Origin of the sequence: Paenibacillus sp. GCM10023252, assembly GCF_042653305.1 — a bacterium.
Lineage (GTDB): Bacteria > Bacillota > Bacilli > Paenibacillales > Paenibacillaceae > Pristimantibacillus.
In genome coordinates this window covers 144169-160649 of the sequence record NZ_JBHSHW010000009.1, presented here as the reverse complement: position 1 = coordinate 160649, position 16481 = coordinate 144169, and the positions used below count along the sequence as shown (strand labels likewise).

At 54.8% G+C, this 16481-nt stretch carries 11 protein-coding genes; 1 reads left to right on the top strand and 10 read right to left on the bottom strand.

Going from position 1 to position 16481, the window contains the following annotated elements:
• Nucleotides 1–50 precede the first annotated feature (50 nt).
• The 5 genes from ACFO9Q_RS06670 to ACFO9Q_RS06650 all read right to left on the bottom strand — a co-directional run bounded on the left by ACFO9Q_RS06670 (nucleotide 51) and on the right by ACFO9Q_RS06650 (nucleotide 9073).
• On the bottom strand, nucleotides 51–1526 hold the full coding sequence (locus ACFO9Q_RS06670; protein ID WP_379179993.1) for a hypothetical protein: 1476 nt from the start codon (nucleotides 1524–1526) through the stop codon (nucleotides 51–53).
• A gap of 151 nt (nucleotides 1527–1677) precedes the next feature.
• The gene (murC, locus tag ACFO9Q_RS06665) at nucleotides 1678–3060 is read right to left on the bottom strand and encodes a UDP-N-acetylmuramate--L-alanine ligase (protein WP_379179992.1); all 1383 of its coding nucleotides are present in this window, start codon (nucleotides 3058–3060) and stop codon (nucleotides 1678–1680) included.
• Nucleotides 3061–3067: 7 nt separating this feature from the next.
• The gene (locus ACFO9Q_RS06660) at nucleotides 3068–4438 is read right to left on the bottom strand and encodes a bifunctional folylpolyglutamate synthase/dihydrofolate synthase (protein WP_379179990.1); all 1371 of its coding nucleotides are present in this window, start codon (nucleotides 4436–4438) and stop codon (nucleotides 3068–3070) included.
• A 67-nt stretch (nucleotides 4439–4505) separates the two neighbouring features.
• On the bottom strand, nucleotides 4506–7172 hold the full coding sequence (locus ACFO9Q_RS06655) for a valine--tRNA ligase (protein WP_379179988.1): 2667 nt from the start codon (nucleotides 7170–7172) through the stop codon (nucleotides 4506–4508).
• 440 nt (nucleotides 7173–7612) lie between these two features.
• Nucleotides 7613–9073, bottom strand: a complete 1461-nt coding sequence (locus ACFO9Q_RS06650) for a DHA2 family efflux MFS transporter permease subunit (protein ID WP_379179986.1) — start codon at nucleotides 9071–9073, stop codon at nucleotides 7613–7615.
• Nucleotides 9074–9317: 244 nt separating this feature from the next.
• Between ACFO9Q_RS06650 and ACFO9Q_RS06645 the strand changes: the two genes are divergently transcribed.
• A complete protein-coding gene (locus ACFO9Q_RS06645; RefSeq protein ID WP_379179984.1) occupies nucleotides 9318–9941 on the top strand; it encodes a TetR/AcrR family transcriptional regulator in 624 nt (207 codons plus the stop codon).
• Between the two features lie 91 nt (nucleotides 9942–10032).
• Here the strand turns inward: ACFO9Q_RS06645 and ACFO9Q_RS06640 are convergent, their stop codons facing one another.
• From ACFO9Q_RS06640 to cobA, 5 genes are all read right to left on the bottom strand, one after another.
• Nucleotides 10033–11520: a LysM peptidoglycan-binding domain-containing protein gene (locus ACFO9Q_RS06640; protein ID WP_379179982.1), complete on the bottom strand. Its 1488-nt coding sequence runs from the start codon at nucleotides 11518–11520 to the stop codon at nucleotides 10033–10035.
• A gap of 98 nt (nucleotides 11521–11618) precedes the next feature.
• Nucleotides 11619–12584: an RluA family pseudouridine synthase gene (locus tag ACFO9Q_RS06635; RefSeq protein WP_379179980.1), complete on the bottom strand. Its 966-nt coding sequence runs from the start codon at nucleotides 12582–12584 to the stop codon at nucleotides 11619–11621.
• A 1-nt stretch (nucleotide 12585) separates the two neighbouring features.
• Nucleotides 12586–13893, bottom strand: a complete 1308-nt coding sequence (gene hemL, locus ACFO9Q_RS06630) for a glutamate-1-semialdehyde 2,1-aminomutase (RefSeq protein ID WP_379179978.1) — start codon at nucleotides 13891–13893, stop codon at nucleotides 12586–12588.
• 4 nt (nucleotides 13894–13897) lie between these two features.
• A complete protein-coding gene (gene hemB, locus ACFO9Q_RS06625; protein WP_379179976.1) occupies nucleotides 13898–14896 on the bottom strand; it encodes a porphobilinogen synthase in 999 nt (332 codons plus the stop codon).
• Nucleotides 14897–14924: 28 nt separating this feature from the next.
• Nucleotides 14925–16481, bottom strand: a complete 1557-nt coding sequence (gene cobA, locus ACFO9Q_RS06620) for a uroporphyrinogen-III C-methyltransferase (protein ID WP_379179974.1) — start codon at nucleotides 16479–16481, stop codon at nucleotides 14925–14927.

The following is a 16481-nucleotide window of genomic DNA, read 5'->3' as shown; positions in this document are numbered from 1 at the left end:
TCTCGCCATGAAATGACACCTGAATCTATTATACGCAGGTTATGGCGGCATTACAATGCGCTAATGGACTCATACCATCCTTTTTGCGTAATAACAGCTTCCATCAGAGCGGATTGTGCCGACCAGAGGAATGATTTGGATGGTTTTTTGTCATATTCTACTAACGCGATCGCACTTGTATTCACGGCTTGTGTAAGCTTAGTTGCCGCATCTCTCTGAGCTTCATCCTTGAGCCCCTTAATCGCCGCCTCGACATCCTGCGTCCACTTCTGATGCTTCGACTTCCAGCTCTCGGCAGCTGCCTGTCCGATTGGAGTCAAGGATGGCTGCTCGAGCTGAGTTAAGGCAAGCTCGCTTAGCATCGCAATGAGCTCATTCGTCTCATTCAGGAAGGCTGACAACAACTTAGCATCTCCCTCGTAGGGAAGTGCACGCAGCGCAGGCAAGTCTACCTGCTTCACATAGACCTCCATGCCCTCGAGCTGATGACTGAGTGCCATCGCTCGGCTGCGGTCTTCAGCCATCCCTGCGTAGACATGATAGTCGTTGCCGGCTTCCAGCCAAGCCGCAGCATAGCCTTGTTCACGAAGCCCGGCCAGGGCGGAGTCACGTCCTTCTTGATTGCTGAAGACACCATACTGCAGCAGCTGATAGCTGACACCAGGTACAGCAACTTGTGCCCAGTCAGCAGCTGTCCCTCCTTCAGCAGTTCCTTCTCCTTGCACCACTTCGTCTGGCTGCTGAACGACTGGACCTAAGTTACCAGCTGGCTTATCTTCATTACCTATTACTGGAGCAGCATCCGGATTCGATTGGTCTGGAGACCAGATAGAAGGGCCGGTGAATAAGGAGAGAAGCAGATAACCGAACACTGCTCCAGTCGCAAGAGCACCAGACACCGATAAGAACACATTCATCCATGAGGGGCCTCTGGATGGCTTCCTAGCTGTATAACGAGAGGAATCCGATACATCGAACAATCCTCCACCCTTCCCCTCACCCAGATCCTCTTCCAACCTATACTCATCGAATGGATGATGGGGAGAATTCTCTTCGACGAGGTAGATGAGAGGCTCATGTTCATGCTTATGCTCATGCTTATGCTCATGCTCACGTCCTAGAGGTCCCGCGAACCGTTCTGGCGCAGAGACAGCGGGACCTGCTGAGGCAGCATAGGCAGAATCGGCAGCAGGTGACAGCTCCTCTACTGCCCGAAGTGACTTGGGCGTTGTCCGTTCAGCGGACAGAACTGGCATTGGCATTGGCATCGGCGGCAGCGATGGCGCAGCAGGAGCTCGTTCATCCGTCTTGCGAATATACTGTTCCAACGCATGAACATCATCCTGGAAGGGAGAGTTCCACGGACTAATCTCAGATGTATAGGAAGGCTCTTCTCCATAGAGCGGGGCGCCCTTAACAGGGGCTTCGGATGGCTTCAGCTGAGATTCCTTGTTCAGCGGAGTCTGCTGCTGCTTGGCCTCGCCCTCTTGGTCGAATCGGAAGGTAATACGTGACTTGGCATTCATGACCATCTCTCCTTGTCCCATTATCTACTACTACTCTATGAACTTATTGAGAGAGTTATGAATGCCCTGCCGCACCTGTGTACAAAAAAAAGAAGCTCCTGACCGGCAAGTCATATGACTTGGCCCGGGCGGGAGCTTCTATAAAATAAATCTAGATCTGAGACTTCAAATGCTTAGCAAGCGCATCCGCAGTCTTCCATATATCCCCTGCTCCCATCGTTACGACGAGATCGCCGGGTGCGACGCGTCCGGTTAGATACGTCAGCACTTCTTCCTTGGTCGGGAAGTACTCTGTATTGGCATTACTATTCTGACGAATCATCTCGACCAGCTTCTTCGAGTGAACACCCTCGATCTGCTGCTCACCAGCTGGGGAGTAGATGTCGGTAATAATGACTTCATCCGCCTCGGCGAACGCGCGGCTGAACTGCTCCAGCAAGAAGAAGGTTCGTGTATATCGCTGCGGCTGGAACACCGCCACGATCCGCTTGCCTGTCGACTTGGCTGCCGAGATCGTCGCTTCAATCTCGGTCGGATGATGAGCATAATCGTCAATGACAAGAATGTCATTCACTTCCCCCAGCACCTGGAATCTCCGCTTAGCCCCGCGGAATTGCTGAATCGCCTGTGCGACAGCATCGAAGGACAAGCCTGCTTCAAGGCAAGTAATGATGGTAGCCATCGCATTGTACACATTGTGCTTGCCAGGGACAGACAGCTCGACTCTTCCAAGCAGATTGCCCTTATACGTCATCTGGAAGGATGCCTTACGGTCACCGAGGAGCATCCCCTCTGCCCGATAGTCTGCACCCGCCTCGAAGCCGTACGTAATGATCTGCGATGGGTCATGAAGCTGCGGCAGCAGCTCTGCTACCGTCTCATCATCCGAGCAGACGATCGCTTTGCCGCCTGGCTTCACTTGCTGCAGGAACTGCACGTAGGCCGCCTTCAGCTTGCCGAAGTCCCCTTCATAGTTCTCCAGATGATCCGGTTCAATGTTCGTAACGACCGCCAGGGTCGGATGGTATTGGAGGAAGGAGCCGTCACTCTCATCCGCCTCAGCTACGACATAATCCCCTTTGCCTGCTTTTGCATTCGTTCCTACGTTGACGATCTCACCGCCAATAATATAGGTCGGGTCCGCCTTACAGGTCTCCATGACCAGGGCGATCATGGACGACGTAGTCGTCTTGCCATGTGCGCCGGCAACAGCTACCCCTTTGCGGGCATTCATGAGCCTTGCAAGCATTTGGGCACGGTGAAGCACCGGAATGTTCAAGTCTTCCGCTGCTTTGCGCTCTACGTTGTCTCTAGCCAAGGCCGTCGAATAGACAACAAGATCTGCCCCTTTAATATTTCCCGGCTCATGGCCGATATAGATGCTTGCGCCCTTAGCCGCAAGCTTCTCTGTTAATTCTTGACGGGCGACATCTGAGCCCGTCACCTTATATCCCATTTCCAGCATGACGCGGGCGATAGCGCTCATCCCGTAACCGCCGATTCCGATGAAATGAACGTGTTCTGCCGTATTCAAAGACGGTTCACCAACCTTTTTCAGAATCCGTGTTGTCCAATAAGCGGGAGCGAACATCGGCTATCAAATATAGTGTTCCAGTAACGACCGCGAGATCGCGGGACTCGGTAAGCTGCTGCAGCTGGAGGAGAGCACTCTGCCAATCCGGCTGAACGATAAGCTCGAATGAAGCGTTAGGCGCAAGCTCGCGAACAAGTTCGGCTAGAGACTCTGCATCCATCTTCTTGCGGAAGTCAGGCTCGGTCACAATTAACGTATCCACTATTGGCAGTATATGCTTGAGAGCATCACGATGATTCTTATTCTCCAGCATACCCATCATAAGATGTAATCGATCATAGGTATACGTATTCGTGAGCGATCTTGCCAGCGACTCTGCCCCTTCAGGATTATGCGCACCGTCCAGCAAGACTCGTGGCTCCCGGCTGACCATCTCAAGCCTTCCAGGCCATGCAGCCTTGCGCAAGCCTCCAGCGAGATCGTCATCCTCCATAATTAGCGCATAATATTGTCTTAATACTTCCAGCGTCATGACGGCAACGGCAGCGTTGAGCAGCTGATGCTCTCCATTCAGCGTGATGGCTAAGTCCCCAATACTCCGGAACAGTCCCTGGAACTCGAACTGCTGCTCGTCTTCCTTAACCGCAACAGGGGTCATGTGAAACTTCTCTCCGTACAAATATAGAGTAGACCGATTGGATTCGGCCGTCTCGCGGATGACCTGAATAGCCTCCGGCTGGGTGACGGCGCTGATGACCGGGACGCCCGGCTTAATGATACCAGCCTTCTCCCTGGCAATCTCTGTAATCGAGCTGCCCAGTATATCCATATGATCATGTCCGATATTCGTAATGATGGATACGATCGGCGTGACGATGTTGGTCACATCCAGCCTGCCGCCAAGCCCTGTCTCCCATACGACATAATCGGGATAAGTCACATTCGCATAGTACAGAATGGCAAGTGCAGTGGCAACCTCGAACATCGTAGGAGAACCTGTCTCCGTCGCCGCAAGAGCTTCCACATGCGGCTTCAGCTCGCCAGCAAGCTTCAGCAGCGTCTCTTCCTCAATATCCTTGCCATTATATTGGAAGCGGTTCGTGAACTTCGTTATGTAGGGAGAAGTGAATGTTCCCACATCATAGCCGCACTCCAGCAGGACGCTTGTCAGATAAGCGCATGTGGAGCCCTTGCCATTCGTTCCTGCTACATGAATGAACTTCAGTCTGCGCTGCGGATTGCCCAGCCGATCCATCAATTCCTTCACACGGTCGAGGCCTGGTCGGATTCCGAACGGGATTAACCCGTTAATCCAGTCCACAGCCTCTTGATAGGTATGAAGAGGGGCCGCGGCCCCTCCTGGTATAGGTTGTGTCATCCTGTTATCCTCTTCCTCTTCCAATTGCTTCTTCCCGTTCATACGTCCAATTACTTCATCAATGACGCTAGCCTCGAAGCTCAGCAATTCTCGCAAGCACTTTGGTGCGCTTATCCGCATAATCCAGCATCTTCGCACGCTCTTCTTCAATGACCTTCGCAGGCGCCTTAGCTACGAAGCCCTCATTCGACAGCTTCTTCTCTACGCGCTGAACCTCGGACATGAGATACTGCTCTTCCTTCTCCAGCCTAGCAATCTCCTGAGAGATATCAATTAAGCCCGCAAGCGGCAAGTACAGCTCGGCTCCGGTAACGATAGCCGTCATCGCCTTGTCCGGAGCAGATAGCGCCGTACCGATCTCCAGCTTCGATGTACCACAGAATCTCGCGATGTACTCCTCGTTGCGAGTGAGAATCGCTTGCTCCGCTTCACTGGAAGGGCGAATCATGAGCTCGATCTTCTTGCTCATCGGCACGTTCACCTCGGAGCGGATGTTGCGCACAGAGCGAATCATCTCCATGAGCAGCTCCATCTCCTTAACGGCCTCAGGAGCCTCTAAGCCCGGTTCATAGACCGGCCATGGAGCAAGCGTGATCGTCTCGCCTTCATGAGGAAGATGCTGCCAGATCTCCTCTGAGATGAACGGCATGAATGGGTGGATGAGGCGCTGCGTGCGGTCCAGCACATACGCTAATACAGACTGCGTCGCTCGCTTCGCCTGCTCGTCGCTGCCGTACAGGCTGAGCTTAGCGAACTCGATGTACCAATCGCATAAGTCATCCCAGATGAAGTTATAGAGGAGACGACCGGTCTCGCCGAATTCATAGCCGTCCATCAATCTCGTAATGTCTCTAGCTGTCGCATTCAGGCGATGAAGAATCCACCGGTCTGCAGTGCTCAGCTTCACGTTAATATCAATATCCGAAGCGGTAATGCCTTCAAGGTTCATCAAGGCGAAGCGCGAAGCATTCCATATCTTGTTCGCGAAGTTGCGTGCCTGCTCCACCTTCTCCCAGCGGAAGCGCAGATCCTGCCCCGGCGTGCTGCTGGTAGAGATCATATACCGCATCGCATCCGCACCATACTTCTCGATAACCTCAAGCGGATCTACCCCGTTGCCGAGCGACTTGGACATCTTGCGTCCTTCCGAGTCACGAACGAGGCCATGCATGAGTACATCCTGGAACGGAATCTGGTCCGTGAACTCGAGCGCGGTGAAGATCATCCGAGCAACCCAGAAGTATATAATGTCATATCCGGTCACAAGAACAGCAGTCGGGTAGAATCGCTTCAGATCCTCGGTCTCCTCTGGCCAGCCAAGCGTTGAGAACGGCCACAGAGCTGAGCTGAACCAAGTGTCCAGCACATCCTCATCCCGGCGCAGCGAGGTGCTGCCGCAAGCCGAGCAGGACGTTACATCTTCTCGGGCAACATGCATCTCACCACAGCCCTCGCAGTACCATGCAGGAATACGATGGCCCCACCATAGTTGACGGGAGATACACCAGTCACGGACATTCTCAATCCATCCGAGATACGTCTTCTCGAACCGGTCCGGTACGAAGTTCACACCCTTGCCTGACTTCTGCGCATCAATAGCGGCATCCGCCAGCGGCTTCATGCTGACGAACCATTGTGTAGACAGATACGGCTCGACGACGGCTCCGCTTCGCTCGCTATGGCCAACCTGATGCACATGCTCTTCGATGCGCACACATACTCCGGAGGCCTGCAGATCCTTCACGATCTGCTTGCGGCAGTCGGCCCGGTCGAGACCCTGGTAAGGGCCTGCCTGCTCGTTCATTGTCCCTGTCTCATCCATCACGATAATCTGCGGCAGATTGTGACGCAGACCAACCTCGAAGTCGTTCGGATCATGCGCTGGTGTAATCTTAACAGCACCGGACCCGAAGTCCTGCTCCACGTACTCATCAGCAATGATTGGAATCTCACGGCCGATAATCGGCAGCACCAGCAGCTGACCAATCAGATGCTTGTATCTTGCATCCTCGGGATGAACGGCTACAGCGGTATCGCCCAGCATCGTCTCTGGACGTGTAGTCGCGACCGTAATGTAGCCGCCGCCGTCCTTGAGAGGATATTGGAGGTGGTAGAGGCCGCCCGTTACTTCCTTATATTCCACTTCAATATCGGACAGAGCTGTGCGGGCAGCAGGATCCCAGTTAATGATCTTCTTGCCGCGGTAGATCAGACCCTTCTCATAGAAGCGAACGAATACTTCACGCACCGCCGCAGACAATCCCTCATCCAGCGTGAACCGCTCACGGGAATAGTCGAGGGAGAAGCCCATCTTGCCCCATTGCTCGTGAATCGTAGCCGCATATTGCTCCTTCCATTGCCATACTTGCTCCAGGAAGGCCTCCCGGCCTAGGTCATATCTCGATATGCCTTGCTCACGAAGCTTCTGCTCCACCTTCGTCTGCGTTGCGATTCCCGCATGGTCTGTTCCTGGCAGCCACAGCGCATCATAGCCCTGCATCCGCTTGGACCGAACCATAATGTCTTGCAGCGTGAAGTCGAGCGCATGACCGATGTGGAGCATGCCCGTTACGTTAGGAGGTGGAATCACGATCGTGAATGGCTTCGCTTCAGGGCGTCTGCCTGCCTCGAAGTAATTCCCTGCCTTCCAGAATTCATACCATTTGTGTTCCGCCGCCTTCGGGTCGTAGGTTGTTGGCATAGCGGTTGTCGTTGTCGTCTCGTTCTCTGACATCACGTTCATCCTCCACAAGTTCATCTGAGAAAAATAAAAAAACCTCCGCCCTATAGCAAAGGACGAAAGGTCTGGCTTCCGTGGTACCACCTTTGATTCCGCATCCTGAACGCAGGCGCGGCACTCGAGTACAGATAACGGCTGCAGCCGGCCTGACTTCGCTGTCCTCTATACGGACAGCATCAGGCAACTCCAGGGCGACCCGTCGCAGTGACATCCTGCGGAACCTCACAGCCGAATCGGCTCCGCTCTCTGAAGGCATACTGCGTACTCTTCCCCTTCAACGTTGTTGCGTGAAGAAAATAGTTGACATATATAACTATCATACAATTGTTAGCGATGACAGTCAACCTGACACAAGGTCAGTCATGCAAATAGGCTGCAAGCGCGGCGTCATGCCCGCGCTTGCAGCCTAAACGGTGTAATCTCATGCTGTAAAATTAGTGGCCCATCATCATCGACACTTCCGGCTTCTCCGCCGAATCAGCCTTCACCTTCGGCTTGCGAAGCAGCAGCCCGATAAGCACACCTAGAACAGCTATGGCGGTAAGCACCAGGAAGGTATCGCCATAGGAGGAAGAGATCATATCGGCAGGACTCTGGCCTTCCCCCTCGTAGTATTCGCTTCGGCTGGCCAGTATGGTGGAGAGACCAGCGATGGCGAATGAGGTCATCACTTGCTGGGCAGCGCCGGTCAATGAAGTGACCCGGGACACCAGTTCAGGAGGAGCAGCTTGAATGATGTGCGTATTCAGCGGCATCATCGATAGACCCATACCTGCACCAAGCAATGCCAACGGTATCATGTAAGCAATCAGCTCCGAATTGACGGTAGTCTGGGAGAATAGGAACGCCGCTATGATAACCAGCCCCATGCCGCCGACCACGATTGGTCTGGCGCCGATTCGGTCGTACAGCTTGCCGCCGATTGGCATACAGACAGCTGCAGCAAGAGCCTGAGGCAGCAATATGAGCCCCGTCTCCAGAGCAGAATAGCCCTTCACCTGCTGAAGGAACACAGGGATAAGGAACAGCGTGCCGAACAGAGCAATCTGCGAGATCCATTGCACGATGATTCCCCGTGTGAAGTCAGAGGAGCGGAACACTCTGAGCTCTAGCAGCGGCTCTCTGCGCCGAAGCTCTACAATGATGAACACAATAAGGGCAATGCCGCCTACGATAAGGCCTGTGAGCGTCTTAGCCGATCCCCAGTCATTGCCTCCTTCACTTACTCCGTAAGCGAGCGCCGCGAACGCGACAGGCGCGAACAGCATCCCAAGGATATCTAGCGAAGGAACCGACTGCCTTGCAATATTAGGCAAGGTGCGCTGGCCGATGATGAAGCCGATCACGCCGATAGGCAGATTAATAATGAAGATCCAGTGCCAGCTTACCGAATCCACTAACCACCCTGCAACGACCGGACCTAGAGCCGGAGCAAGCAGCATCGGGATGCCGATCATCCCCATCACCGCTCCTACCTTGCCTGGGGGGCTGAGGCGGTAAGTGAAGGCCATCGCAATCGGCGCAACCATCCCGCCGCCGAGACCTTGGATAATACGATAGATAATGAGCTGATCAACCGTCGTTGCGAATGCGCATAGTGCGGAACCAAGCGTGAACAGCACGATGGAGAGCTGGAAGATCTGCTTCGCTCCGAACCGATCCGACAGCCATCCTGCTAGAGGGATGACCGCAGCCTGCGCCAGCGCATAGCCGGTAATTGTCCACTGCACGATAGAGAAGCTGCTCTCGAAGTCCTCCATCAATCTTGGAATCGCTACATTCATCGCGGTTCCATCTAGAATAACCATGAACATGCCGACAATAATAGCAATGAGCGGAGCAATGATATCCTTCATTGAAGCAGTCTGGCCTTCCTTCATTGTTGAAGATGACATGAAGTAATTCTCCTCCTATCCTAATGCGGCAGCTTACCGTTCATTCGCCCTGCCATTCCATATGAATTGACCGCGCCTGAAGGCAGCGATACAATAAGGGGAACACAGTCGTATCAATCGGCGTGCCGCTTATATTGCGGACAATTGTCCGCACAACGATATTACCGGACAATTGTCCGCATGTCAATACGCATGTCAATACGCATGTTAATGATGTATTTATGTAGAAATGGAGTTGTTCGCTATGTCATCTACCGGCAACGGCAAGCGCAAGGATGCCGAAGAGCTCAGCTCTGTCATTCTTCAGACAGCGAAGTCACTGTTCACCGAGCATGGAGTCGATTCCGTCAGCATGCACCAAGTAGCGAAGTCGGCCGGCATCGGCCAAGGCACCTTATATCGCAGATATGCGAATAAGGGCGACCTGTGCATGGACCTGATGAAGGATACCTTTCAATCCTTCATGGATCAAGTGGATGCGCTCATGACCGAGTATGAGCATCAACAGAGCAACGTGCTTGAGCGGGTTCAGCTATTCCTGCGACAGATTATTCAGTTCATTGAGGAGCAATCCGGATGGGTGTCGGTCGTGCAGCATTATCAATTTTGCGAGCCTGACCGGTTTAATTTTCACGAGGCCCCTCCGTATGAATATATTAGCTCGAAGCTTAAGGGCTTGTTCCATGAGGCTCAGGATAACGGTGTGCTAATCCCCCATATCGATATCGCGCTAACGACGCACATCCTCATCTACTCGTTATCGCCGGACTCGTTCAACTACTTGCGCAGCCATTACGGCTATACGACAGAGGAGCTATGTGAGCATTATCTGCAATCCTTCGTTAATCCTCTGTTCACGCAATCGTAGCTTCACTCTCTATCCATGCCTAACAACAACAACCTCAGACAGCCGGTCCAGTGGACGCGGTTGCTGAGGTTGTTGTCAGTTATGAAGCTGATCAAGGAATATAGATGAGCTGGCCCTCGGTAACAGACGGTTCATTCAAGCCGTTGCGCAGCATAATCTCCTTCGGATTCAAGCTGTATCGAACAGCGATTCCTTCCAGTGTCTCGTCTCGCTGCACGATGCAGAATCGAATCTTCCTGAACTCGTTCTTATCCTCGGACTGCCGTCCAAGGAACAGCTGGGTCCATTCGATGTCATCACTGGCGGCGGGAGCATCAGCAATCGCTTGCTGTGCAGCTTCATACTCCGCTGCCTGTCTAGCCGCTCGTTCTCTGCGGCTCGTCTGGAGGAGGGTGACCAGGCCGACATTGCTCCCTTCCGCAGCGGGAACAGCAGGAGACTTGCTGCCGAACGCGATTCTAGGTGCCTGCTCCGTGTCGTCACCAGCCTGCTGGATGAATTCGCCGGCATTCCATTCCTCATAGCCTGCCACTCGTTCCAATTCCGACTGCTCCGGAATGTACTGCGGCTGTTCACCATAGGCAGGTGAGTCTGACGAGGCCCAAGCATGAACGGGTTCATTCGTCAGCGGCGAATAGAAGATCTCGCTCTCTCTGGCCTGCTCGGCTTCCTCTTGCGCCGCTTGCTCCTCTAAGTACTGCTCACGAATGAGCTCATCGAGCCGAGCTTGCTCGGCCAGTCTTGCTTGCTCGGCTGCCCGGACTTGCTCCAGCTGTATGGCTTGCTGTTCAAGCAGCCTCGCCTGCTCAGCTGCCCTCGCTTCCGCTTCCTGCTGAGCACGCTGAGCCTCCCAGTTAGCCCAGGCGGATGGAGCTGCCTGTTCTTCCCCCGCAGAGCTTATCCGCTCATTAGACGGCTCAGGCGCAGGCTTGTTCTTCGCCTCAGAGAAGGCAGACCAAGGGGATGCGGCGAAGCCGGACCCGCCGTCGTGAGAGCCGAATTCCGGAATGTAGGGAGTTGCCGGCTGGCTGTCAGCCGTGAAGCTCTGCTCTGTACTGTCCGTTATGAAGTCACTATCTCTTGCTTCAGCCTCTTCCTCGTACTCCTTCGCATACTCCGCTGCTTCTCCAGACGGCTGCTGCTCAGCCGGTTCTCGTCGATGGACGACGGTGAACGGCTCCTCCTGCCACTCCTCCAGCACCTCTGGCGGCTGATCGGCAATAATGCCTCGAAGAGACAGCACGCCAGTAATGTTCAGCGTGCGCGAGGACAATAAGTCTACGTCGAAGTTATCAATCTCGACTGAGATGTCATCCAGCCTCTCAATGCGATTCATAGGCAGTGTAATCTCGACCGGAATCCAGTGCTGGAGCGTCTGCGTAGATTCCTCTTCCCCTTGTCCGCGGTAGACGCCGCTTAAGAGCAGCTGCCCGCGAAGCACTGCTTGCTCCCCTTGTTCGATGACCTGGATGCGGGGAACGAGTTCAATCTCTTCTAATTCACCTATAGCTGCTACATCATCAGGCAAGTGCACACGTTCATAGACGTCGAATCGGAGCCCGTTCGATGGATTGGACACGCTTCAGTCCTCCCTTCCCGTACTGAATGCTTGGCATAACGTTACATTCACTACTTATCTATATGGGAGGAAGGACCATAGCATGACTATCAATTTATCTAGAAGCGCCGAAGTTGATTCATAGCCGCTTGCAGCCACTCGGGCACAGGGGAGAGCACTTCAATCTGTTCCCCTGTCCACGGATGGGCGAAGAGCAGACGCTCCCCATGGAGAGCTTGATGCTTCAGCAGTCTAGTATCTCCTCCGTACAATCCATCTCCTATCAGCGGATGCCCCAAGTGGCTGAGATGAACCCGTATCTGATGGGTTCGGCCCGTCTCCAGCTGCACGCGAAGCAGACTCGCCCCGTAGAGCTGCTCCATCGTCTCATAATGGGTAACGGCGTGATCGCCTCCAGGTGTGACGATGCGTCTTGCCCGGTGATGGCGATCCTTGCCGATTGGCAAGTTAATCGTCCCGCTGCGCTTAGCCAGATGACCCTTCACTAGAGCCAGGTATCTCCGGTCTATCGCCTTCTCTCTCATCGCTTCATCGAGCCGAAGCTGCGCGAGATCATTCTTGGCATAGAGCACTGGCCCCGACGTATCTTCGTCGAGCCTGTGAATATGCCTGACAGGAAGGGGATCTCCTCGCTCCATGCAATGCCTCGCTGCCGCTTCATCCAGCGTACCCCGCTGCCCGGCGAACGCTTCATGCACCGGCATGCCAGCCGGCTTGTCAAGTACGAGACAATAATCATCCTCGTAGAGGACGGGTACTGTCGGTGAGCCTGCCGCAGGAGGCTGCTTAGCTAGCACATACAGCTTGTCCTTATCCACGTTGGCGCGGGGGAACATGAGGAGCAGCAGGGAGCTGCCTTCCCACCTAATGCCTCCGACAGAGAAGAGCCGTCCTACCCACTTGTCCGGGAACAGCGAAGAGGCCAGCAGCCATTGCCGCATCAGATGCGGATGACTGCCAGCCTTAGGTGTATCCCCTGCAGAGCCTGCTCCTGCTGAGCCGGCCTCCGTCCAAGGAATCGCGAGCCACTCGCCTTGACGCTTAGCTTGTTCCAGCTTCAGCATCCTATAGCCTCTTCAGAGCAAGCTCATGCGCAGCAATCGTGGCGTCGATGTCATCATAGGTATGAACCCCGGAGACGAACATTCCTTCATACTGTGAAGGCGCTACAGAGATACCCAGATCCAGCATCGCTGCAAAATAAGCCTTGAACACGTTCAGATCCGCCGTCTTCGCGGTCTCATAATTAATGACATGCGTCTCCGTGAAGAATGGACATACCATCGAGCCGACTCGGTTAATGGTACAAGCTATGCCATGCTTGTCTGCATTCGCTTCGAATCCGAGCTGAAGCCGAACCGCCAGCTTCTCCAGCTCCTGATACCGCTCCTCGGTCATCAGCTTCAGCGTCGTATAACCCGCAGCCATCGCCAGCGGATTGCCGGACAAGGTGCCTGCTTGATAGATGGGGCCGCTTGGCGCCATCATCTCCATAATCTCTCGTCTGCCGGCATAGGCCCCGACAGGCAGTCCTCCGCCTATTACCTTGCCCAGGCAAGTAAGATCAGGTGTTATGCCGTACAAGCCTTGAGCAGAGTGATAGTGTACGCGGAAGCCCGTCATGACTTCGTCGAAGATGAGCAAGCTGCCGTATTGCTGCGTAACGTCACGCAGTCCTTGGAGGAAGCCTGGCAATGGAGGAACCACGCCCATATTGCCCGCGATTGGCTCTACTATGATGCAAGCAATCTCCTCACCGAACTTCTCGAACACGAGCTTCACGGAATCCAGATCATTGTATGGCACGGTAATTGTATGGGAGGCTACGCTCTCGGGTACGCCGGGGCTGTCCGGCAGTCCAAGCGTAGCAACGCCTGAGCCGGCCTTAATCAATAGGCTGTCCGCGTGACCATGATAGGAGCCTTCGAACTTCAGGATCTTGCTCCTTCTCGTATACCCTCTGGCAAGGCGGAGGGCACTCATCGTCGCTTCCGTTCCAGAGTTGACCATCCGGACGATGTCCGCAGACGGGACACGTTCGCAGACGAGCTCCGCCATGAGCGTCTCCAGCTCGGTTGGCGCGCCGAAGGAGGTGCCCTTCTCCGCTGTCTTCTTAATCGCTTCCACCACTTCCGGGTGAGCATGGCCCATAATGAGCGGTCCCCATGAAGCGATATAGTCAATGTAGCTGTTGCCGTCAATATCGTAGATGCGGGAGCCTTCGCCTCTGTCCATATAGACAGGGGTTAACCCGACCGACTTGAAGGCACGGACCGGACTATTGACCCCTCCAGGTATAACCTTCTTCGCGCGTGCGAACGCTTCAGCCGATCTCGCGTCACTGCGCCTTGCTGGATGAGATTGTTCGGACATAAGCTTAAGCCTCTCCCTTCAGGAAGCGCGCGGCATCCTTCGCATGATAAGTGATGATGAGATCTGCCCCTGCACGCTTCATGCCCAGCAGCGTCTCAAGAACGACAGAGCGCTCATCGATCCAGCCGTTCGCAGCCGCCGCCTTCACCATGGAATATTCAGCGCTGACGTTATACGCCGCGACCGGCAGATTGCAGGTGTCCTTCAGCAGCTTAACGACATCCAGATAAGCCAGAGCAGGCTTAACCATGAGCATATCCGCTCCTTCGGCAATGTCAGATTCCGCTTCTCTAAGAGCCTCACGAACATTGGCGGGGTCCATCTGATAGGTCTTCCGATCACCATACTTGGGAGCGGAATGAGCCGCATCGCGGAACGGGCCGTAGAAGGCTGACGCATACTTGACGGAGTAGGACAGGATGGCGATGTCTTCGAATCCTGCTGCATCCAGGCCTTCTCTGATGGCGCCGACGAAGCCGTCCATCATATTCGATGGAGCGATGATGTCAGCTCCCGCCTCCGCCTGGGATACAGCAGTCTGTACGAGCAGCCTCAGCGATTCGTCATTATGAACCTCCGCATGGCCGGTACTCTCGTTGTGATGGATGACACCGCAATGCCCATGGTCGGTGAATTGGCATAAGCAGGTGTCCGCAATGACGAGCAGCTCCGGCGCCCAGCGCTTCACCGCGCGTGTCGCTTCCTGTACGATCCCGTTCGGGTCATACGCGGAAGAGCCTATCGCATCCTTCGTCTCCGGTATGCCGAATAGCAGTACCGAGCGGATCCCCGCCTCTACCACGTCTGCAATCTCTTCCTGCAGCCGGTCCATGGAGAAGTGATACACCCCGGGCATCGATGGAATCTCTTCCTTGATATTCGTTCCATAAGTGACGAAGAGAGGATAGATGAAGTCATCCGCGCTGAGCGCCGTCTCGCGTACGAGCGAGCGAAGCGCTGCTGTTCTCCGCAGCCTGCGATTTCGATTCAATGGGTAACTCATAGTCGTCAACTCCTTGTGCAATCGTCCATTAGATTAACGTCTGTCTCTTCTTCCATTCTATAAGGGCATCCAGCAGGGAGGGGATCGTCGCTTCCTCTGCTTCAATCGTTAATTCCAATCCGGCCTCACGTATTGTCTTCGAGGTTAACGGGCCGATGCTTGCGATCATCACACCGGACAGCAGCTCCTGCGGATGTTCAACTCCGCTCCTGCGCAGCCGCTCCAGCAGGTTCGTCACCGTGGAAGAGCTCGTGAAGGTAATCGCATGAATCGCCTTCTCTCGGAGCCACTCCAGTACGAGCTCGTCCTCATCCTGCAGCTCCGCCATCACCGTCTCATACACATCAACCTCAACAGGCAGCAGCCCGAGCGCTCTCAGCTCACGAGGCAGCAATTCCCTGGCCAGATCTCCGCGCGGCAGCAGCACCTGCTCGCCAGGCTGCAGCCTATCACGGAACTGCTCCAGCAGCCCCTCCGCCTGGTACTTGCCTGGAATATTCTCTACCACCAGGCCGCGCTGCTCCAGCACTTCGGCCGTCTTCGGCCCAACCGCAGCGATACGCGCGCGATGGAACTTCCGAATATCGATGCCGAGCCGCTTCAGGTGGCGGAAGAAGTAATCGACCCCGTTCACACTGGTGAAAAAAATCCAACCATAACGCTCAGGCTCCGCCAGCGCTTCCTGCAAAGCCGCAAGCGCCGTCTCACTCTCCGGCTCTCGCGTCTCAATGACCGGGTACTCGCAAGGCTCTCCGCCCAGCTCCTCAATCCGGTCAGCGAGCTCGCTAGCTTGCGCTCGCGCTCTGGTTACGAGCACGCGCGTGCCGAACAGCGGCTTGTGCTCGAACCATTGCAGGAGCTCGCGCTGCTTCACGACCTCGCCGACGACGATGACCGCAGGCGGCTGGAAGCCCGCCTGCTTCACCTGCTCCTCAATCGACGCTAACGTTCCTACTAGCGTCTCTTGCTCGACCCGGGTCCCCCAGCGAATAAGGGCGACCGGAGTGTGGGCAGGCTTGCCGTGAAGCATGAGCTGGTCTGCGATATATCCAATTTTGGCAACGCCCATCAGGAAGATCAGGGTTCCGGTTGCATTCGTCACCTTGTCCCAGTGGATGGTACGATCGAGCTTCTCCGGGCTCTCATGTCCTGTGATGATGGACAAGGAGGAAGCCAGGTCCCGATGGGTCACTGGAATGCCGGCATAGGCCGGTACTGCAATGGCGGAAGTAATGCCCGGCACAATCTCGAACTCGATACCATTCTTCCTTAGCAGCTCCGCCTCTTCGCCAACTCTGCCGAAGATGGTCGGATCGCCCCCCTTAAGGCGAGTAACAATCTTGCCCTGGAGAGCGAGATCCACGAGCAGCTGATTAATCTCTTCCTGCTTCATCGTATGACGGTCCGGCAGCTTGCCCACATAGATTCGCTCCGCAGTCGGCTTCACATGTCTGAGCAGCCTAGGGCTTGCCAGCCTGTCATAGACGACGACCTCACACTTGCCCAGCGCTTCCAATCCACGAACTGTAATAAGCTTAGGATCCCCAGGACCCGCTCCAACCAGATATACCTTCCCCTTGTCCAT

What these genes read in the sequence shown, in the direction of transcription:
- ACFO9Q_RS06655 (WP_379179988.1), bottom strand. Translation starts at nt 7,172, where the DNA reads ATGTCAGAGAACGAGACGACAACGACAACCGCTATGCCAACAACCTAC.
- ACFO9Q_RS06635 (WP_379179980.1), bottom strand. Translation starts at nt 12,584, where the DNA reads ATGCTGAAGCTGGAACAAGCTAAGCGTCAAGGCGAGTGGCTCGCGATT.
- hemB (WP_379179976.1), bottom strand. Translation starts at nt 14,896, where the DNA reads ATGAGTTACCCATTGAATCGAAATCGCAGGCTGCGGAGAACAGCAGCG.
- ACFO9Q_RS06670 (WP_379179993.1), bottom strand. Translation starts at nt 1,526, where the DNA reads ATGAATGCCAAGTCACGTATTACCTTCCGATTCGACCAAGAGGGCGAG.
- ACFO9Q_RS06660 (WP_379179990.1), bottom strand. Translation starts at nt 4,438, where the DNA reads ATGACACAACCTATACCAGGAGGGGCCGCGGCCCCTCTTCATACCTAT.
- cobA (WP_379179974.1), bottom strand. Translation starts at nt 16,481, where the DNA reads ATGGACAAGGGGAAGGTATATCTGGTTGGAGCGGGTCCTGGGGATCCT.
- ACFO9Q_RS06645 (WP_379179984.1), top strand. Translation starts at nt 9,318, where the DNA reads ATGTCATCTACCGGCAACGGCAAGCGCAAGGATGCCGAAGAGCTCAGC.
- ACFO9Q_RS06650 (WP_379179986.1), bottom strand. Translation starts at nt 9,073, where the DNA reads ATGTCATCTTCAACAATGAAGGAAGGCCAGACTGCTTCAATGAAGGAT.
- hemL (WP_379179978.1), bottom strand. Translation starts at nt 13,893, where the DNA reads ATGTCCGAACAATCTCATCCAGCAAGGCGCAGTGACGCGAGATCGGCT.